Annotated in this window: 13 protein-coding genes and 1 pseudogene; 11 read left to right on the top strand and 3 right to left on the bottom strand. The window is 60.4% G+C overall.

Annotated elements, in window-relative coordinates:
* Positions 1-166 precede the first annotated feature (166 nt).
* Positions 167-520 (bottom strand): hydroxyisourate hydrolase, encoded by a 354-nt coding sequence (gene uraH, locus IGS60_RS26735; RefSeq protein WP_034785620.1) that lies wholly within the window; start codon positions 518-520, stop codon positions 167-169.
* 120 nt (positions 521-640) lie between these two features.
* Between uraH and puuE the strand changes: the two genes are divergently transcribed.
* The 10 genes from puuE to IGS60_RS26685 all read left to right on the top strand — a co-directional run bounded on the left by puuE (position 641) and on the right by IGS60_RS26685 (position 17,851).
* On the top strand, positions 641-1,594 hold the full coding sequence (puuE, locus tag IGS60_RS26730) for an allantoinase PuuE (protein ID WP_230506686.1): 954 nt from the start codon (positions 641-643) through the stop codon (positions 1,592-1,594).
* 99 nt (positions 1,595-1,693) lie between these two features.
* Positions 1,694-3,160 (top strand): xanthine dehydrogenase small subunit, encoded by a 1,467-nt coding sequence (gene xdhA / locus IGS60_RS26725; RefSeq protein WP_230506685.1) that lies wholly within the window; start codon positions 1,694-1,696, stop codon positions 3,158-3,160.
* A gap of 10 nt (positions 3,161-3,170) precedes the next feature.
* Positions 3,171-5,516 carry a xanthine dehydrogenase molybdopterin binding subunit gene (xdhB, locus tag IGS60_RS26720; RefSeq protein WP_230506684.1) on the top strand — a complete coding sequence of 782 codons (2,346 nt, stop codon included), beginning with the start codon at positions 3,171-3,173 and terminating at the stop codon, positions 5,514-5,516.
* 9 nt (positions 5,517-5,525) lie between these two features.
* Positions 5,526-6,605: a xanthine dehydrogenase accessory protein XdhC gene (gene xdhC, locus IGS60_RS26715; protein WP_230506683.1), complete on the top strand. Its 1,080-nt coding sequence runs from the start codon at positions 5,526-5,528 to the stop codon at positions 6,603-6,605.
* A 9-nt stretch (positions 6,606-6,614) separates the two neighbouring features.
* The gene (gene guaD, locus IGS60_RS26710; protein ID WP_230506682.1) at positions 6,615-7,931 is read left to right on the top strand and encodes a guanine deaminase; all 1,317 of its coding nucleotides are present in this window, start codon (positions 6,615-6,617) and stop codon (positions 7,929-7,931) included.
* A 43-nt stretch (positions 7,932-7,974) separates the two neighbouring features.
* Complete coding sequence (locus tag IGS60_RS26705) at positions 7,975-9,477, top strand: adenosine deaminase (protein WP_230506681.1); 1,503 nt, start codon at positions 7,975-7,977, stop codon at positions 9,475-9,477.
* A gap of 792 nt (positions 9,478-10,269) precedes the next feature.
* Positions 10,270-13,713, top strand: a complete 3,444-nt coding sequence (locus tag IGS60_RS26700) for a TonB-dependent receptor (protein WP_230506680.1) — start codon at positions 10,270-10,272, stop codon at positions 13,711-13,713.
* Between the two features lie 109 nt (positions 13,714-13,822).
* The gene (locus IGS60_RS26695) at positions 13,823-15,532 is read left to right on the top strand and encodes a bifunctional UDP-sugar hydrolase/5'-nucleotidase (protein ID WP_230506679.1); all 1,710 of its coding nucleotides are present in this window, start codon (positions 13,823-13,825) and stop codon (positions 15,530-15,532) included.
* 16 nt (positions 15,533-15,548) lie between these two features.
* A complete protein-coding gene (locus tag IGS60_RS26690) occupies positions 15,549-16,778 on the top strand; it encodes a phospholipase D-like domain-containing protein (protein WP_230506678.1) in 1,230 nt (409 codons plus the stop codon).
* A gap of 2 nt (positions 16,779-16,780) precedes the next feature.
* On the top strand, positions 16,781-17,851 hold the full coding sequence (locus tag IGS60_RS26685; protein WP_230506677.1) for a S1/P1 nuclease: 1,071 nt from the start codon (positions 16,781-16,783) through the stop codon (positions 17,849-17,851).
* Between the two features lie 36 nt (positions 17,852-17,887).
* Here IGS60_RS26685 and IGS60_RS26680 read toward each other — a convergent pair whose 3' ends face one another.
* Positions 17,888-18,652, bottom strand: coding sequence for a DeoR/GlpR family DNA-binding transcription regulator (locus IGS60_RS26680; RefSeq protein ID WP_230506676.1), 765 nt, complete (start codon positions 18,650-18,652; stop codon positions 17,888-17,890).
* A 95-nt stretch (positions 18,653-18,747) separates the two neighbouring features.
* Between IGS60_RS26680 and IGS60_RS26675 the strand changes: the two are divergent.
* A pseudogene (locus IGS60_RS26675) lies at positions 18,748-19,332 on the top strand (NUDIX domain-containing protein); the annotation flags it as partial.
* Between the two features lie 513 nt (positions 19,333-19,845).
* Here the strand turns inward: IGS60_RS26675 and IGS60_RS26670 are convergent.
* Positions 19,846-20,817 (bottom strand): ABC transporter permease, encoded by a 972-nt coding sequence (locus tag IGS60_RS26670; RefSeq protein ID WP_034754516.1) that lies wholly within the window; start codon positions 20,815-20,817, stop codon positions 19,846-19,848.
* Between the last annotated feature and the right edge of the window lies 1 nt (position 20,818).

Below are 20,818 nucleotides of genomic sequence, written 5' to 3'. Positions count from 1 at the left end.
CGGGTTTTTTTTCGTCTGTGCTTTTGTGCCGGTGGCTGTCGGCTTACGCTGCGCTAAGCCGACCTACGCCGGCCTGCCGCCGACGGACATCGGCCAACATCAACCAAGCCGGGTAGGTCGGATTAGCGCGCAGCGCGTAATCCGACAACATTGTTGTATGGTGGGATCAGCTACCGCGATAGGTCGAGTATGACCACGGCGATACCACCAGCGGCACATGGTAGTTCTCATCCGTATGCGCAATGCCGAAGGACAGGGTGACCAGATCGATGAAGCGGGGCGAGGGTAATTCCACGCCTTGGGCGGCGAAGTAGTCGCCTGCGTTGAACACCAGCTCATACTGGCCCGCCTTCATGCTGTCGCCTTCCAGCAAGGGTGAACTGCAACGGCCGTCGCTATTGGTCATATCCATCTTCAATAACACTTTGCCTTCCGGCGCGACTGAAAACAGGGCCACCTTGACGCCGGCTCCCGGCCTGCCGTGGGCGATATCGAGTACATGCGTGCTGAGTTTTCCCATTTGCTATCCTGTATATAGGGTGAGTGAATGTGCTTATCTTGCAAATCATATACCTGCATCAGCGGCTGGCTATATGATTGGGCATATAACCAACATTGTCTCCTATAGGCGAGCCACCGCATGAGCACTTATGAAAATTATCCGCGCGATTTGATCGGCTATGGCCGCACGCCACCTCACCCTCAATGGCCGGGAAAAGCCCGCATCGCCCTGCAATTCGTCCTCAATTACGAGGAAGGGGCGGAAAACAGCGTGCTGCATGGCGATGCCGCCTCGGAAACGTTTTTGTCGGAAATGATCGGAGCGGCGGCTTTTCCTGCGCGCCACCTGAGCATGGAGTCGATTTATGAATACGGTTCGCGCGCCGGATTATGGCGCTTGCTGCGCATGTTCGAGGAGCGGCGCCTGCCGTTGACCGTGTTTGGCGTCTCGATGGCCCTGAAGCGCAATCCCGAGGCGGTGGCCGCCTTCCAGGAACTGGGCCATGAAATCGCCTGCCATGGCTTGCGCTGGATTTCCTATCAAAACTTGGATGAAGCGACGGAGCGCGCACACATGCGCGAGGCCGTGCAGATCATCCGCGAATTGACGGGCTCTACCCCGCAAGGCTGGTACACGGGGCGCGACTCTCCAAATACGCGCAAACTGGTGGTCGAGCATGGCGGCTTCCGCTACGACGCCGATTATTACGGCGATGACCTGCCATTCTGGGAAAAAGTGGCGTACACGGATGCGGCCGGCATGCCGGCCATGCAGCCACAGCTGATCGTGCCTTATACCCTGGATACTAACGACATGCGCTTTGCCGCCATGCAGGGTTTTAATTCGGGCACGCAGTTTTTCGATTACCTGAAGGATGCCTTCGACGTGCTGTACGCGGAAGGCGATCCGAACGGTTTGAATCAGCCGAAAATGCTGTCCATCGGCCTGCATTGCCGCCTGGTGGGGCGGCCGGGCAGGGCCGCGGCATTGGCGCGCTTTCTCGACTATGTGCAGCGCCATGAGCAAGTGTGGATCACGCGCCGCATCGATATCGCCGAACACTGGCATGCGACGCATCCTTGCACTGTTTGATGGGTATTGATATTGGATGATAAGTAAAATCAGTCTTTGCATATAGTTGTCCCATATGCCGGTGTTAATCTCCTATACTGGGACTATACCGAGGCCAGCATGTCAGAACCGATCCGCTTTTACTACCGTGGTGCCGTACAGGAAGTACGCAACGCCGCCCCTACGCAGACTGTGTTGCAGCACCTGCGCGAGGATTTGCATTGCATGGGTACCAAGGAGGGCTGCGCCGAGGGCGATTGCGGCGCCTGCACGGTCGTCATCGGCAGCCTGGTCGATGGCCAGGTCGAGATGAAAGCCGTCAACGCCTGCATCCAGCTCACGCCCACGCTCGATGGCAAGGCCCTGTTTTCCGTGGAAGACTTGCAGCAGCCCGACGGCGCCCTGCATCCGGTGCAGCAGGCGATGGTCGAGTGCCATGGTTCGCAATGCGGTTTTTGCACGCCCGGCTTTGTCATGTCGCTGTGGGGCATGTATCTGCAGAAAAACGGCGCCACGCCCACGCGCTGGGAAATCGACGATACGCTGTCGGGCAATCTGTGCCGCTGCACCGGTTACCGGCCCATCATCGACGCGGCCAGGCGCATGGGTGAATTGCCGCATGTCAGCTTTGACCGTGAGGCCCTGGCGCAGCAATTGCAAGCTCTGCAGCGCGCCAACACGAGCACATATGAACATGGCGGTCAGCACTTCCACGCGCCGCGCAGCATCGACGAATTGGTGGCGTTGCGCGCGGAAAAGCCGCAGGCTTGCCTGCTGGCCGGCTCCACCGACGTGGGCCTGTGGGTGACCAAGCAACTGCGCGACCTGGGCGACATCATTTATCTGGGCAATGTGGCCGCGCTGAAAACCATCGCCGTGGACGACGGCAAACTGCACATCGGCGCCGGCGCCAGCCTGAACGATGCGTATGCGGCGCTGTGCCGGCACTATCCGGACGAATTGTCGGAACTGTGGCAGCGTTTTGCTTCCTTGCCGATCCGCAACGCGGGTACTTTGGGCGGCAATGTGGCGAATGGTTCGCCCATCGGCGACTCGATGCCGTGGCTGATCGCGCTGGGCAGCGACATCGTGCTGCGCGGTTCCGCCGGACAGCGGATCATGCCGCTGGAAAATTTTTATCTGGCTTACCAAAAGAAAGACTTGCAGCCCGGCGAATTCGTCGAAGCCGTGCGCGTGCCCTTGCCGCGTGCCGAGGTGCAATTCCGCACGTATAAACTGGCCAAGCGCTTCGACCAGGATATCTCGGCCGTGTGCGCCGCGTTTGCTTTCGAGCTCGATGGCGAGCGCATCGTTGACGCGCGCATCGCCTTTGGCGGCATGGCGGCCACGCCGCAGCGTGCCGTGCAAACGGAAGCGTTTCTGCGCGGACAGACATGGAGTGAGGAAAATCTGACTATGGCCATGCGCTTGCTGGCCGACGATTACGCGCCCCTGTCCGACATGCGCGCGTCGAACACCTACCGCATGACGACGGCGCAAAACCTGTTGCGCCGCTTCTGGCTGGAAACCCGTCCCGGTGCGCCGTTGCCCCCGACGTCCCTCAACGCCTACGCTTGCCGCGCCTGAAAGGACCAGCATGAATTATCCTGCCACGCCCGAACTGCAAGCGGCCGCCTGGGCCGCCGTGGGCAAGCCCAGCCCCCATGAATCGGCGCAATTACATGTGCTGGGGCAAGCCACCTACACGGACGATATCGCCGAACTGCACGGCACCTTGCACGCGGCCTTGGGCCTGTCGCAAAAACCGCACGCGCGCATTACGGCCATGGATTTATCTGCCGTGCGCGCCGCTGCCGGTGTTGTCGCCGTCTACACGGCGCAGGACATTCCCGGCACCAACGATTGCGGTCCCATCATCCATGACGATCCCATCCTGGCTGCTGATCTGGTGCAATACGTGGGCCAGCCCATCTTTATCGTGGTGGCCGATACGCATGACCATGCGCGCCGCGCCGCCCGCCTGGCGCAAGTGTCCTATGACGAGTTGCCCGCGATCATGACGCCGCAGGCGGCGAAGGCCGCGCAATCGTATGTGCTGCCGCCGATGCAGCTGACACGCGGCAACTACCAGGCCGCGTTCGAGATGGCGCCGCACGTGGTCAAGGGCCAGCTGTATGTGGGCGGACAGGAACAGTTTTATCTGGAAGGACAGATTTCCTACGCCATTCCGAAGGAGGCGCAGGGCATGCTGGTGCTGTGTTCGACCCAGCATCCGAGCGAGATGCAGCACGTGGTGGCGCATGCGCTGGGTGTACATTCGCACAACATCACCGTCGAATGCCGTCGCATGGGCGGCGGATTCGGCGGCAAGGAATCGCAATCGGCCCTGTGGGCGGCGGCCGCATCGATTGCGGCAGCCAAACTGAAGCGCCCCGTGAAACTGCGCGCCGACCGCGACGACGATATGCTGGTGACGGGCAAGCGCCACTGTTTTTACTATGAATACGAAGTCGGTTACGACGACGATGGCCGGATCCTGGCCGCCAAGGTCGACATGACCACGCGCGCAGGGTATTCGGCGGACTTGTCCGGTCCCGTCGCCACGCGCGCCGTCTGCCACTTCGACAACACCTATTATTTGTCCGACGTGGACATCCGCGCCGCCTGCGGCAAGACGAATACCCAGTCGAACACGGCTTTCCGGGGCTTTGGCGGGCCGCAGGGCGCCATCGCCATCGAGTACGTGATCGATGAAATCGCCCGCCATTTGCAACGCGATGCGCTCGATATCCGCCTGCTCAATTTCTATGGCCGCAACGATGCGGAAGGACGCAACGTCACGCCGTACGGGCAAAAAATCGTCGACAATGTCATCCATGAGCTCGTCGCGGAACTGGAAGAGAGCAGCGACTACCGCGCGCGCCGCCGCGCCATCGATGCGTTCAACGAGGCCAGCCCGGTCTTGAAGAAGGGGCTGGCATTCACGCCCTTGAAATTCGGTATCGCCTTCAACGTCACGCATTTGAACCAGGCCGGCGCCCTCGTGCACGTGTATGTGGATGGCTCCGTGCTGGTCAATCATGGCGGCACGGAAATGGGGCAGGGAATCAATACCAAGGTGATGCAGGTGGTGGCGCACGAGCTGGGACTGGACCTCGAATGCGTGCGCGCCACGGCCACCGACACCAGCAAGGTGGCGAACACGTCGGCCACGGCGGCGTCCACCGGCGCCGACCTGAATGGCAAGGCGGCGCAGGATGCAGCGCGCCAGATCCGCGAACGTCTGGCCGATTATGCGTTCAAACTGTACGGTGGCGATGCTGGCACTGTGCGCTTCTTCGACAACCATATCCACGTCCATGGTCACGTCGTACCGTTTGCCGAGCTGGTGCAGAAGGCGTATCTGGCTAGAGTGCAATTGTGGTCCGATGGTTTTTATGCCACGCCCGGGCTGTCGTGGGATGCGAAAACGATGACGGGCCATCCGTTTTCCTACTATGCCTATGGCGCGGCCGTGGCCGAAGTGGTGGTCGATACCCTGACGGGCGAGTGGAAACTGCTGCGCGCCGATGCCTTGTACGATGCGGGCCAGTCGCTCAATCCCGCGATTGATCTGGGGCAAGTGGAAGGCGCATTTATCCAGGGCATGGGCTGGCTGACGACGGAGCAGTTGTGGTGGAATGCGGCGGGCAAGCTGATGACGCACGCGCCATCGACCTATAAAATTCCCGGCATTTCCGATTGCCCGGAAGATTTTCGTGTGAAACTGTTCCAGAACCGCAATGTGGAAGACAGCATCCACCGTTCCAAGGCCGTGGGCGAGCCGCCGTTATTGTTGCCGTTTTCCGTGTTCTTTGCCATCCGCGACGCCATTTCCAGCGTGGGTCACCACGCCGTGCAGCCACCGCTGAATGCACCGGCCACCAGCGAGGAAATCCTCAAGGCGGTCATGGCCGTCCAAGCGGCGCATGTCGGCGCCTAGGAGCAGAAGATGAGCGACTGGCTGACAGTGATGGACAACGACACGCAGGCATCCGTGCTGGTGACGGTTGTCCTGGTCGAAGGTTCCGGGCCGCGCGAGGCGGGCGCGAAGATGCGCGTCACCCTCGATGGCGAGGTCGACACCATCGGCGGCGGTCACCTGGAATTGCGTGCCGTCGAAATTGCCAAGACCATGCTGGCGACAGGAGACACGCATGCGCGGCTCGAGCGTTTTGCGCTGGGCCCCAGCCTGGGCCAATGCTGCGGCGGCGTCGTCCACCTGGCATTTGAATATGTCGATGCCGGCCTGAAAGAATTGCTGGCAGCCTTGCGCGAACGCCGCCAGCAGGACAGCTGGCGTTTGACGGCGCTCGATGGCGAACCCGCCTCTGCGCTGTTCGATGCTGACGGCAGCTTGATTGCCGGCACGCCAGGCCAGGCGCCCGATACGTTTTCGCGCGAGCGCGCAACCCATGTCGCGCAGGGGAGTGAAGGGCGGCGCTGGCTGGTCGATCCCTGCCTGGCGCCGCGCGCGCATCTGACCTTGTTTGGCGCCGGCCACGTGGGCGCCGCCATCGTGCGCGCGCTGGCCCACTTGCCCTGTAATATCACCTGGGTCGATGAACGCGAAGACATGTTTCTCGCAGCATTGCCGGCGGGGTTGCCAGCTAACGTGCGCATCGCCGCCACCGACACGCCCGAGGAATTCGTTGCCATGGCGCCGCCTGGCGGTAGTTTTCTCGTCATGACGCATAGCCATGCGCTCGATCAACGCCTGACGCAAGCCGTCATGGAGCGCGAGGATGCGGGCTGGTTCGGGCTGATCGGTTCGCACACCAAGCGCAAGCAGTTCGAGCACCGGCTGCAGGCGCGCGGCGTGCCGGACGAGCGCATTGCGGCCATGGTGTGTCCGATCGGCATGCCCGGCATCCGCAACAAGGCGCCGGCCGTGATCGCCGCCTCCGTTGCCTGTCAATTACTGATGGTGTGGGAGGAAGCGGCCGCGGCCGCCCTGGCCGCACCGCTGCGGCTGGCTTCTGCCGGCGCGCCACCGCGGCGCAAGCAGCGCGCCGCCATTCATCCGTTATAGAAAGAAGTCATGCCGATTGTTCCTGCCATATTGCAAGCCTACCGAGCCAGCTTGCTGCACTTCCACGCCGATCCCGCATTTAATGAGGACGCGCAGGCCTGGCATGCGGATGGCTTGCTGATCGTGGCCGACGGCAAGGTCGTGGCGGCCGGCGATTACGCGCAGCTGCAAGCTACTTTGCCGCCTGGCACCGAGATCGTCGATTACCGGGGCAAGCTGATCGTGCCCGGCTTTATCGACACGCATGTGCATTTTCCGCAGACGGAAATGATTGCCTCGCCCGCCCCCGGTTTGCTGCCGTGGCTGGAAACGTATACGTTTCCCACCGAGCGCGCGTTTGAAAATCCCGGGCATGGGCGCGATGTCGCCGAGTTTTTCCTCGATGAACTGCTGCGTTGCGGCACCACGACGGCCATGGTGTATGGCAGCGTGCATCCGCAATCGGTCGATGCCTTCTTCGGCGCCAGCGAGGCGCGCGGCCTGCGCATGGTGGCGGGCAAGGTCATGATGGACCGCAACTGTCCTGAATTCCTGCGCGACACGGCCGAGTCGGGCGCGCGCGAAAGCGAAGAGCTGATCCGGCGCTGGCACAAGCATGGCCGTTCGCTGTATGCGATCACGCCCCGTTTCGTGCCCACGTCGACGAATGAGCAGATGCACCTGGCGGGCGAGCTGGCGCGCGCCTACCCGGATACGTATTTGCAGACGCACGTGTCGGAAAACGAGGATGAATGCCGCTGGGTGCGCGAACTGCATCCGCAGGCGCGCAGCTACCTCGATGTGTATGACCGGTACGGCATGCTGCGCCCGCGCGCCATGTTCGGCCACTGCATCTGGCTCGACGAGCGCGATCGCGCGCGCATGGCGGAAACGTCTTCGGCGGCCGCTGTTTGTCCTACGTCAAACCTGTTCTTGGGCAGCGGCCTGTTCGATTTCGAGCGGGCCGATGCGGCGAGAGTGTTGCTGTCGCTGGCGACGGACGTGGGCGGCGGCACCTCGTTCTCGATGTTGCAAACCATGAACGAAGCCTATAAAGTAGCACGCTTGAAAGGCAGCTATCTGCCTGCCTTGCGCATGTTTTACCTGGCGACCCTGGGCGCCGCGCGCGCCATGCAGCTGGAAGGCACCCTGGGCAATTTCACGGCAGGCACGGAAGCGGACTTCATCGTGCTCGACAAGCATGCGACGCCGCTGCTCGAGCGCCGCACGGCTGGCTGTCAAAGCCTGGAGGAATTGCTGTTTGCCTTCGCGCTGCTGGGCGACGACCGCGCCGTGGCCGCCACTTATTCAGGCGGGCAATGCGTGCATGTGCGGGGGCAGGGCTGACCTACCTGTTGTTCAACACGAATTATCCTGAGCGAGAACGCGAATGCACAAGAAACTCACTGGCCTGGCGCTTGGCGCCGCGCTGGCATTGACCGGAACGGCGCAAGCCGCCAAGGCCGTGGCCACTCCGTCTTCCAACGAAGCGGCCACGGCGCGCCATTTTGCCGCCCTGGTGTCCGGTGCACAGCCGAAGACAGCCGAGTTGAGCCTGTTCTTTTCCATGATGCCCAAGGGCGGTGATTTGCATCACCATTACTCGGGCGCCATTTATGCCGAGCAATTTCTCGACTGGGTCGACAAGGAAAACTATTGCGTCAACAAGACGACCTACCGCATCGAAAGCAACAAGGACGTCGTGGCGGCCGAGCGCGCCAAGCCGGCCGCACAGCGCAGCTGCCTGTCGTCCACGGAAGTGTTTGCCGATGCGGGCCTGTATGCGGAATTGCTGCAGCGCTGGTCGACCAAGGATTTCTATAACCACGGCGCCATCCAGACGCCGCCGGACCGTACCTTTTTTGACACCTTCGGCTACTTCGGTCCCGTGGCATCGACGAATACGGCCGATGGCCTGAAAACGCTGAAGCAGCGTGCCATCGCGGAAAACCTCAGCTACATCGAGACGATTTTCGAGCTGTCGCCCTTCGTGCAAAACGCGCAGTTCGACCAGCAAGTGCTGGCGCCGGGCTTGCCGCCGGCTGCGTTGCAAGCGCTGCTGGCCAAGTGGACCGCCAGCCTGGATCAGGACGCCAGCTTCCAGAAAAGCATCACCGCCTATAACGACAATGTGAACGCCAGCAGCGCCGGCATCGACGATGCGCACTTCACCATGCGCTACCAGGCGTATGTGTTGCGTTTCCTGTCGCCATCGCAAGTGTTCTCGTCCATGGTGGCCGCGTTCAAGGCGGCCAGCCTCAATCCGCTGCTGGTGGGCGTGAACATCGTGGGCCAGGAAAGCATGAACGTGTCCATGCGCGATTACAGCTTGCACATGGAAATGTTCAAGTTCCTCAAGACAAAATATCCGAACGTCAAGATCGCCCTGCACGCGGGCGAGCTGGCGCTGGGCATGGTGCCGCCGGAAGGCATGGCGTTCCATATCGCCGAAGCCGTCGATGTAGCCGGCGCCGACCGCATTGGCCACGGCATGGATATTGCCTACGAGCACAATGCGCTGGCCACCATGCAGAAGATGCGCGAACGCAATATCCCCGTGGAAGTGAACCTGACCAGCAACGATTACATCCTCGGCATCAAGGGGCAGGCCCATCCGGTCACCCTGTACCGCAAGTATGGCGTGCCATTCGTCATCTCCACCGATGACGCTGGCGTGTCGCGCAATACCTTGTCGAATGAATACGTGCTGTTTGCCAGCCAGTACAAGACCGATTATGCGGAGATCAAAAAGCTGTCCTACAACAGCCTGCGCTATTCCTTCCTGGCGGAAGCGGACAAGCAACGTTTGCTGAAAGCACTCGATGCCCGTTTCACCCGGTTTGAAGCGCAAATTGCGGCGGCCGACAAGGCAGGCAAGAGCGGAAAACCGTAAGTTGCGCGACGTTCTCAACTGATACTCTCAAAACGGCCGGATCTTCCGGCCGTTTTCCATTTCTCCATCCCTTTCTCGCAATGTGTTTTTGTTAATGTTGTGGCGGCCATGCGACACAATTAACGACAGATGCACGACTTTATCTAATTTCCTGGATGAATCAATTTCAAGTACATATTGCTCATTTATAATCTCGCGCCATAAGCCCGGACGCTGTCAGTACGATATTAATCCAGCTTGTTACCCCATGCTATTTATACTTAAAATATATAAATATGTAAAAAAAAACGTATTTGTCATCCATTTTTTGATGATGCATAGTGGGATGAATGTGATATTAAAAAGTCACAATTCATATGGCTGATAGCGTATGAAGATGGGTATTTGCAGTAAATAAAGGTGAGATGCAGAGTGAAACACACAGTCGCGCAGCTAAATGACGACATTCCTCTGCATTTTGCCGCCGTGTCACAGTCTTGAAATATTTAACAATTACACTCGCGGCTTGCCATGTTAGCCGGGTAAGCATGTCGGGTGAATGACACAGGAGCTAGCGCCCTGGGTCGTACGGATCGGTTGCAGTTTTTTCCGCCGTTATTGTCTGAATTGGCATGGTTGTGATGTGTGGAGAGGCGTTTGTGATGGTCTTGTCAGGACCGCAGCCAGTCCCGCCGGCGTAACAGTTGCAGCATCGTAAAGAGGAGATCTTGTGTTTGTGTTGCTGTGCGGCGCAGCCGGACAGTGGGGCAATCCAGGATTTTCAAAAAATAATAGTCTTTTCTGGGGTTAAAGATGATCAATCACAAGCGACTTCGGCTAACGCAAATCGCGTTCAGCCTGTCTATTGCACTGGCGGCGGCACCATCGTTCGCACAGAACACTACGTCTTCCATCGGCGGCCGTATCTCGGCCACCGACGGCAAGCCGGCAGCTGGCGCCACCGTTACCATCGTGCATACCGAATCGGGTTCCGTCAGCAATGTGACGACCGATGCGGAAGGCCGCTACGTCGCGCGCGGCTTGCGCGCCGGCGGTCCATACACCATTACCATTACCAAGAACGGTGAAGTGGAAAAACGCGAAGGCGTGTACGTACAGCTGGCGGAAACGGCCAACGTGGACGCCACCCTGGGCGCCCAGATGCAAACCGTGAACGTCACGGGCACGGGCGCACGCGCACAGATCTTTAACCGCAGCAATATGGGTGCGGGCACCAACATCGGCGCCAGCGAGTTGGCCATGCAGGCGTCGATCCAGCGCAATCTGCAAGATTACGCCCGTTCCGACCCGCGTGTTTCGCAAACCGACAAAGAGCGCGGCGAATTGTCCGTTGCCGGCCAAAACTCGCGCTACAACTCGATGACCATCGACGGCGTGGCCGTGAACGATACCTTTGGCCTGGAATCGAACGGCAGCCCGACCGCCAAGCAGCCGATTTCGATCGAAGCGATCCAGTCCGTGCAAGTGAACGTCGCCAACTACGACGTAACGCAAAAAGGCTATACGGGCGCCAATATCAATGCCGTGACCAAGTCGGGTACCAACGACTTCAAAGGCAGCGCCTATTTCGTTTTCCGTAACGACAAGATGGCCGGCGACCGCTATGACAATACCAAGGATACCTATAGCGCCCCGGAGCCATTCCGTGAAACGACCAAGGGCGTGACCGTTGGTGGCCCGTTGATCAAGGACAAGCTGTTCTTCTTCGCCAACAAAGAGCGCTTGGAAAGCACGCGCACGGCACCATCGTTTGGTCCATTGGGCAGTGGAAAGACCAATGTCGGTATCAGCGATGCCGCGATTGCCGCTGCTCAGGCGATCGCCAAGAATAACTATGGTCTCGATATCGGCACCAACGCGGTACCAGCGGGTACCCAGCTGCTGGTGAACGATACCCTGTTGAAACTGGACTGGAATATCAACGATAACCATCGTGCCATGGTCCGCTATTCGAAAACCGACCAATCCGAGCCGATGTTCCCGGGCGTGTCGTCGACCGGCCTGTCGCTCAATTCTTACTGGTACACGCAGAACAAGAAGATCGAAACCGTTGTTGGTCAATGGTTTGCCGACTGGACGCCGACTTTCTCGACCGAGTTCAAGGTGTCGTCGCGCGATTATGACAGCACGCCAACGAACAACTCGCGCTTGCCAGCGATCGGCCTGCAATTTACCGGCGCCAATCCTGCCGGCTCGCCAGCGGGCGTTCCTACCGATAACCGTTTCCTGAACTTCGGTACGGAAATGAGCCGTCAGCTGAATGTGCTGAAGACCAAGACCAAGGACGCCTATCTGGGCGCGAACTGGGCTTTGGGCGACCATGAAGTCAAATTCGGCGGCGATTACAGCAAGAACGACGTGTATAACCTGTTTGCGCAAAACATCAACGGGAATTACACCTTCAATTGCACGAACAGCTCGGCAACCTACACCTATTCGTTCGGCAGCGTGACCTGCGGCGGCAAGACTGCTTCGTCGCCCGAAATTATCCAGCAAGCCATCCTGGAAAACTTCCGCCTTGGCCGTCCTAGCTCGTACCAAGTACAAATTCCCGTCGCAGGTGGCACGCTTGACGGTGCCGCTGCCGATTTCAGCCTGAAAAATTATGGCTTGTTCCTGCAAGATGTCTGGACTGTCAACAAGCGCCTGACCGTCCAGTATGGCGTGCGTGTGGATAAAGCCGCCATTGGCGAGCGTCCTACGCGTAATGAGGCTGCAGCGGCACCGATGGTGGCAGGCGTTGCCACGGGTGGCCGCACTGGCCTCGGCGGCACCGCGCAGACCGGTGGTTTTGGACTGGACAATACCCAGACCATCGACGGCCAAACCCTGGTGCAGCCGCGCGTCGGCTTCAACTATACGTTTGACAGTGCCCGTCCGACGCAAATCCGTGGCGGTGCCGGCCTGTTCCAAGGTGCGGCAGCGACCGTGTGGATGTCGAATCCATTTGCGAACACCGGTATGGCGACCCGCGTCGTCGGTTGCGGCGGCAGCTTCAAGCCTTGCTCAGTCAATGGCGGCCTGTTCAATCCTGATCCTGACAAGCAGCCAGTCTTTATCGGTGATGCCGCCGCCAACGTCGACTTCCTGTCGCCGAACCTGCGCCAGCCATCGATCTGGAAAGCCAACCTGGCGTTCGAACATGAATTGCCATGGATGGGGCTGGTTTTTGGCGCAGAATACCTGCGCACGAAGAACAAAGATGCGATTTACTACGAGCACCTGAACCTGGGTACGCCGACGGCAAAGGGCACCGATGGACGTAATCTGTACTACTCGGCTAACGCTTACAATACGGCTTGCTGGACTGCCACGGGCTCGCTGAGCTCATCTGCCGATCCTATTTGCTCGGGCGCTGTTTCGCGTGCCTTGAAAAATACGAACTACAACAACGTGCTCGTTGCCAAGAAAACGGACAAGGGCGAAGGCAATCTGGTCACTCTGTCGCTGAGCCAGCCAATGACCAAAGGCTTCGGCTGGTCGGTTGCCTACACTTACACGGATGCAACGGAAGTGTCGCCACTGACGTCGTCGGTCTCGAACTCGAACTTCAATGCCCGCGGTATTTTCAATCCGAATGAAGAAGTGGCATCGAACTCGAGCTATCTGGTGAAAGACCGTTTCAATGCCATGATCAACTGGCAAAAACGTTTCTTCGGCACCTATAAAACAACTTTCGGTCTGTTCTATGAAGGTCGCAAGGGCAAGCCGTATAGCTGGACCGTCAACAATGACTTGAACGGTGATGGCGTGCAGGGTAACGACTTGATGTACATCCCGTCGAAACCAGGTTCGGGTGAAGTGGTCTTCCGTAATGACACTGCCACCAATCATGCGAACGAAGAACGTTTCTGGGCTTTCGTCAACAGCAATCCGGATTTGAAAAAATCCGCTGGTGGCGTGGTTTCCCGAAATGGCAGCTTCGCGCCATGGACCAACAGCTTCGACATGCGCATCAGCCAGGAAGTGCCCGGTTTCTTCAAAGGCAACAAAGGCGTGTTCACGATGGACTTCTTCAACGTGGGTAACATGATCAACCGCAAGTGGGGCCGCATCAATGAAATCGGCTTCCAATCCGGTGGCGGTCAGGCACGCAGCTTTGTTGACTTCGCAGGTCTCGATGCTCAAGGCCGTTACATCTACCAAGTCCGCGACAAAGTGGAAAACTATGAAGTGCGTCAAAACAAAGGTGAGTCCCAATGGGCGATCCAGGCCACGGTCAAGTACGAGTTCTAATCTCGTAGCGGCCTCGTAGCTTGGCAAGTAAAAAACGGCTGGTGGCGACACCAGCCGTTTTTTTTATAGACAAGATCGTTTAACCTTTCTCTTTTTACATATTGATCCCATGGCTCACTTCCTACGCACTCCGGTCGCCACTGCGGCCCTGATTCTGACCCTGTCTGGCTGCAGCCATTTCGCTGTCGCACCACAGGCTGCACGCAGCGGCCCGATTGAAGTGAACCTGGTCGCCCTGAACGACTTCCACGGCAACCTCGACCGCAGCAAATTCACCTACACGAGCGCCGCCGATGCCGGGAGCAAGACGGTGCAGGCGGGCGGCATCGATACCCTGTCCGGCGCATTGACAGCGTGGCGCCGCGAAGATGCGCAGCTGATTTTTGTCGGCAATGGCGACCTGGTCGGCGCCAGCCCCGCCATGTCGGCGCTGTGGGCGGACGAACCGAGCATCGTCGCCATGAACATGCTGGGCATGAAAGCCAGCTCCGTCGGCAACCATGAATTTGACCAGGGCAAGGCGGAATTGCTGCGCCAGCAGCGCGGCGGTTGCGAGTCCTCGCGCGCCGACAAGGCCTGCAAGTTCACGCCCGACTTCAAGGGCGCCAGCTATACCTATATGGCGGCCAATGTCATCGACACGCAGACGGGCAAGTCCCTGCTGCCCGCCTACCGCATCGAAGAGGCGCATGGCGTCAAGGTGGGCCTGATCGGCGCCGTGCTGAAAGATACGCCGTCCGTTGTGACGGCCGCCGGCATTGCCGGCCTGCAGTTCGGCGATGAGGCCGACGCCATCAACGCCACCTTGCCGCAACTGCGCGCGCAGGGCGTGGGCGTGTTCGTCGTGCTGCTGCACCAGGGCGGCGAGACGAAGGAAGCCGTCGACCAGCCCGACTGCAGCCACCTGAAGGGCGAAGTGGTCGACGTGGTCAAGCGCCTCGACCCGGCCATTCAACTGGTCATCAGCGGCCATTCGCACCAGGGCTATCTGTGCCGCGTCGAGGGCCGGCTGGTGACGCAGGCACAGATGGGCGGGCACATGTTGACGCGCATCAAACTCAAGGTCGATCCCGTCAAGAATGCCGTTGTTGATGCCAGCGCGCAAAACGTCGTCATGTTGCCAGGCATGTATGAGCCGGACCCTGCCGTGGCAGCCTACCTGGAATCGGTCAAGCAGCGCAGCGCGGCCGAATTGTCGCGCCCCGTGGCCGCCATCGCCGTGCCGAACGTGGGCCGTAGCACCAAGGGCGGCGGCGCTTCCGCGCTGGGCGACCTGGTGGCCGACAGCACCCTGTTCGGTACACGCGCTGCCGGCGCGCAAATCGGCCTGATGAACAATGGCGGCATCCGCAAGGACCTGGAAGCGGGTGCCGGCCTGATGACGAATGTGGGTCAGAACCAGGCAGTGGTGCCGTTTGGCAATACGCTGATCGTCGTGAGTCTGTCCGGCGCGCAAATCCGCACCTTGCTCGAGCAGCAATGGCCGGGCGCCGAAGCGGAGGAGAACAATCTGCTGCAAGTGTCCGAAGGTTTTACTTATCGCTGGGACAGCACGCGGCCGCAGGGCCAGCGTGTGCTGCCGGGCAGCATCATGCTCAATGGTATTCCTCTGGAAGACAATCAACAATACCGTGTCGCCGCCAACAGTTTCCTCGCCGGCGGCGGCGACCGCTTTACCGTGCTGGCGGCCGGCACGCGCCGTCTGGACACGGGCGTGCGCGACATCGACGCCTTCAGCGATTACCTGATCGCCCGCGCGCGGGCCGGCAAGCCCGCTGGCAGCGCCACGGCGGCGGGCCGCATTGTGCGCGTCAAATAATCTACAAGGAATAACCATGCGTCATTTATCTGTTTCCCTGCTCGTCACTACCCTGTTCACGGGCACGGCCCACGCCGATTTCACGATACCCGGCTTTGAGCTGGTGCACACCTCGCCCGTGGAAACGAGCTTGACCAATCCCGACCTGCGCGAGCCCGTCGCCGTGTGGAGCGAGCTGTTCGATTCGGCCAAGAAAGAGATCGTCATCGCCCAGTTCTATGCCGTCAGCAAACCGGGCACGGCCTTTGAAAAGGTGCTGGCCAGTTTGACGGCCGCCGGCCAGCGCGGCGTAAAGATCCGCTTCCTGCTGGACCAGAAGGGCGTGGGCCTGTCGGAAGCGGCGACCATCGCCCGCATCAAGGCGATTCCCAACCTGGACTTGCGCCTCATCGATTTCAATAAAATCACGGGCAACGGCATCGTGCACGCGAAATACCTGGCCGTCGATGGTGAAGTCGCGTACATCGGCAGCCAGAACTTCGACTGGCGCTCGTTCGAGCACATCCATGAAACGGGCTTGAAGATCACGGAACCCGCCATGGTGGGCCAGGTGCAGGCGATTTTTGAACAGGATTGGCAAGCCCAGGCGCTGACGTCGCAAGGCAGCCGCGCCACGGTGCTCAACAGCAAGGTCGTGCCGGCCAATTACGCGCAAAACGCTTTCCTGCTGGCCAGCCCGAACGCCTACAACCCGGCCGGCGTGGGCGACTCGGAAACGGGCTTGCCCGCCCTGCTGGCGGAAGCGAAAAACGAAGTGCGCATCCAGTTGCTCGACTATGCGCCGCTGTCGTATGGCCCGAACCGCACGCGGCCGTACTACGCCGTGATCGACAACGCCGTGCGCGCCGCCGCCCAGCGTGGCGTCAAAATCAAGCTGATGGTGTCCGCCTGGAATACGGAAGCGCCGGCCATCGCCTACCTGAAAAGCCTGGCCCTGGTGCCGAACGTGGAAATCCGCATCGTGACGATTCCCACGGCCTCGACGGGTTTCATCCCGTTTGCGCGCGTGATCCACAGCAAGACCATGAGCATTGATGGCAAGCTGGCCTGGGTCGGCACGAGCAACTGGGCGGGCGGCTATTTCGATTTGTCGCGCAACCTGGAAGTGGTGCTGCGTAACGATGCCATGGCGCAGCGCATTGCCGCGCTGCATGAGCAGACGTGGAGCTCGGCGTATGCGCAACCGATCGACATCAACAAGCGGTATCCGAAGCCGGCGAAAGCCACGCCGCAAGCAAAGGAATAAGCATGAAGAAACTATTCTGCGTGCTGGCGCTGGGCGCCGCATTCGCTTCCAGCAATGTGCTGGCCTGGGGCAACGATGGCCACCGCGCCGTGGGCGCCATTGCCGATCAATTGCTCAAAGGCAGCGCGGCCCAGGCTCGGCTGGAGAAATTGCTGTTGCCGGGCGAAAGCCTGGAAAAGATCGCCAACTGGCCCGATTGCGTGAAGGGCACGTATTGCGGCCCGCAATCGCCGGAGATGTTGAGCTATGTGGCGGCGAATCCCAAGCATGGCGAATATCACTACACGAACGTGCCTTTTCAACATGCGCATTACCACGACCATGGCGTGGGCACGGCCGATGACGATATCGTGCAGACGCTCAAGCGGGCGATCCTGGTGTTGCAGGGCAAGGCCGATGCGGCCAGCAATCCGCACGGCTTCAGCCAGCGCGAAGCCTTGATCCTGATCACGCACCTGGTGGGCGATATCCACCAGCCGCTACATGTAGGCAATGCATTTCTCGGCAAGGATGGCCAGTTCTTCGTGCCCGCCACGCAGGCGCAGATCGACGACGTGGCCATCTTCAATGCGCGCGGCGGCAATGACTTGCTGCTCGACGATGCGAAGATGACGGCCTTGTCGGATGCCGTGATTCCCGCGCCGCTGCCGGCGGAAGCGGGCGATGCCAAGCCTGCCAGCAGCTATCCGAAGTCGCCCACCAGGCCCCTGCATTCGTACTGGGACACGACCGTGGTCGATTACGCCATGCGCCGCCTCAGCACGCGCACGCCGCAGCAGTTCGCGCGCACCGTGATCGCCAGCGCGCCCGTGGTGAGCGCCAACAGCGGCGACCCCGCCACCTGGCCCTATCAGTGGGCCGATGCCGCGCTGGCGGCGTCAAAGCTTGCTTTCACGGATGTGGTGGCTGGTCCCGCCACGCAGCAGACCAGCCGCAAGGGCGAGGTCTACAACGTCTGGACCCTGACGGTGCCGGACAATTACCCGGTACCGAGTTCTGCGCTGGCGAAGCAGCAGCTGACCGAGGCGGGCTATCGCCTGGCCGCCGTGCTGCAGGCGATTTGGCCACAGTAAAGATGTCATGTGAAAGCGGCCTGCGGGCCGCTTTTTTCATGCCAGGGTGATGGCGATTCCCATCTCGCGGAAGGGCGCGACCAGGGCGTCTTCCACGTCGCGATGCACGATGATATCGTTGACCTGGCTCATGGGTGCGATTTGAAACGGCGAAGCCGTGTTGAACTTTTCCGACGAGGCAAGCACGACGGTGCGGTTTGACGCCTCGCTCAGTGCGCGTTTCACGCACGCTTCTTCATAGTCGCCCGTGGTGATGCCCGCTTGCGGATGCAGACTGGATACACCCATGAAATACAGGTCGGCGCGGATGCGACCGATGGCTTCCACGGTGGCCGCGCCGACGCCCACGATCGAGTGCTTGTACAGGCGCCCGCCCAGCATCAGCACCTCGATGAACGGGTGATGCACCAGCTCGACGGCAACCGAGGGGCTGTGCGTGACGACGGTGGCGCGCAAATCGCGCGGCAGCTGGCGCGCCAGCTGCACGGCGGTCGTGCCGCCATCGAGAAACACCACTTGCCCCGCTTGTATCATGGCACCTGCCGCGCGGCCGATGGAGGGCTTGGCTTCGGGCGAAATCTGTTCGCGGGCCGCAAACGGCGCCAGCGCGGGCGAACTTGGCAGCAAGGGGAGGGCGCCGCCGTGCACGCGCTCCAGTAAACCCTCTTTCGCCAGCTCGCGCAGGTCGCGCCGTATCGTGTCTTCCGATAAGCCCAGGGCGTCGCTGACGGCCTTGGCGACGATCTGGCCTTCGCGCTGGAGCAAGTCCAGCAGGTATTGTTTGCGTTGATGTGTCAGCATGGTTTTTCTTGAGTGTTCTTGTATTTTCTTGATATTGCACGAGTTTGCATGATAAAGTCGGCGAAGGCAAGCACATGTAAATACAAGGAGACACTATGCGCGAAGAAAATAGCAAGCAGGAACGGGTCCGCATCCAGCAGGTGCAGACCCTGTCGCATGACTGGTATCTGCTGCAAAAGACCACGTTCGACTATCTGCGCCACGATGGCGAATGGCAGACGCAGACGCGGGAAACCTATGACCGTGGCGACGGAGCCACCATCCTGCTCTACAACAAGGCCAAACGCACGGTGATCCTGATCCGCCAGTTCCGCTTTCCTACCTACCGCGAAGGCCACGATGGTTTCCTGATTGAATCAGCGGCCGGCTTGCTGGAAGAGGCCAGCGCCGAGCAGCGCATCCGCGCCGAGGTGGAAGAGGAAACCGGTTACCGGGTGGGGCAGGTGCACAAGGTGTTCCAGGCCTTCATGAGCCCCGGCTCCGTGACGGAGCGCCTGCATTTTTTTGTCGCCGAATACGACCCCGCCAGCCGCATCGGCGACGGCGGCGGCCTGGCGCACGAGGGCGAAGACATCGAGGTGCTGGAGTTGCCGCTGGCGCAAGCGCTGCGGATGGTGGCGGACGGGCGCATCTGCGACGGCAAGACCATCATGCTGCTGCAGCATGCGCAGCTGCATTTGATGCCAGGCAAACAGGGGCAGCAGATTCTCGTTGCCGGCCCTTACCGTTCGGGCACGGGCGACGACCCGGCCCTGATGGCGGCGAATGTGGCAGCCATGGAAGCCGTCTGCCTGCCGCTGTATGAAAAGGGCCACATGCCCGTGCTCGGTGAATGGCTGGCTTTGCCCATGCTGGCGCTGGCCGGTTCAACCCAGGTGGGCGACGCCGTGTATGAGGCACTGTTCCACGCGCATGCGACGCGTTTATTAAGCCATTGTGATGCCGTGCTGCGTATCGGCGGCGCATCGGCTGGGGCAGACCAGATGGTGGACGTGGCGCAGGATCTCGGTTTACCCGTGTATTTCTCGCTGGACGAGATTACCCAGGCGTAAAAAAAGCGAAGCCCAAAGGCTTCGCTTTTTGTCATTTTAGGGAGCGCCTGAAAAATGCCCAGGGCTAGGCGTCTTGCCGAAGGCAGTACGAATGTACGACGAGGCAAGGCAACGACGCCATGGGTATTTTCTCAGGTGCTCTTAACGGGACTTGACAAAGGGGATGCCGATGGCTTTCGGCGCGATGGATTTCGCCATCAAGCCCGCCAGCACGATCACGGTGACGACGTACGGCACCATCTGGATCAGCGAACCGGGGATGCGGCCCACGACGGGCAAGTCCACGCCTTCAATCTGAATCTGGATGGCGGCGAAGAAGCCGAACATCAGGCAGCCGAGGAAGGTGTAGACGGGGCGCCAGTTGCCGAACACCATGGCCGTCAGTGCCAGGTAACCGGCGCCGGCCGACATGTCGCGCAGGAAGAAGCCGCTTTGCACGATGGCCAGATACGCGCCCGAGAACGAGCACAGGATGCCGGCCACCAGCATGGCCAGATAGCGCGTCGCTTCCACGCTCACGCCGGCCGAGTCGGCCGCATGCGGGTTTTCGCCGCAGGCGCGCAGGCGCAAGCCGAAGCGCGTGTGGTACAGCAGCCAGTGCACGAGCGGGATCAAGAGGAAGGCCACGTAGACGAGGATGGAATGGCCGCCGATCAGATGGGCATACACCCAGCCGATGAAGGGAATGTGTTCCACGTACTGCGTGCCCGGCAAGACGACGTCGAAGAGCCGTGCTGAACCGAGGTCGGGCGTGCGGCCGCCTTGCTGGAAGAAAAATTGCGCCAGCACGAAGGTCAGTCCGCTCATGGCGATGTTGATCGCCATGCCGGCCACCAGCTGGTTGCCCTTTTGCGTGATGCTGACGTACGCCTGCAGCAGGGCCAGGGCGACGCAGACGAGCATCCCGGCAGCCATGCCGTAATACGGGTTTTGCGTCGTGTAGGCGACGGCTGCGGAAGCAAACGCGCTGGCCAGGATCTTGCCTTCCAGGCCGATGTCGATCATGCCGCTGCGTTCGGCAAACAGGCCGGCCATGGCGGCAAAGATCAGGACGGGCGCATTGCGCACGGTCGATACCAGGATGCTGGCGAATTGAAAGTCGTCGAGTGTCATG

This window comes from Janthinobacterium sp. FW305-128 (genome assembly GCF_020858135.1).
Taxonomy (GTDB): domain Bacteria; phylum Pseudomonadota; class Gammaproteobacteria; order Burkholderiales; family Burkholderiaceae_D; genus Janthinobacterium.
This window is presented reverse-complemented; position numbering and strand designations above follow the sequence as displayed.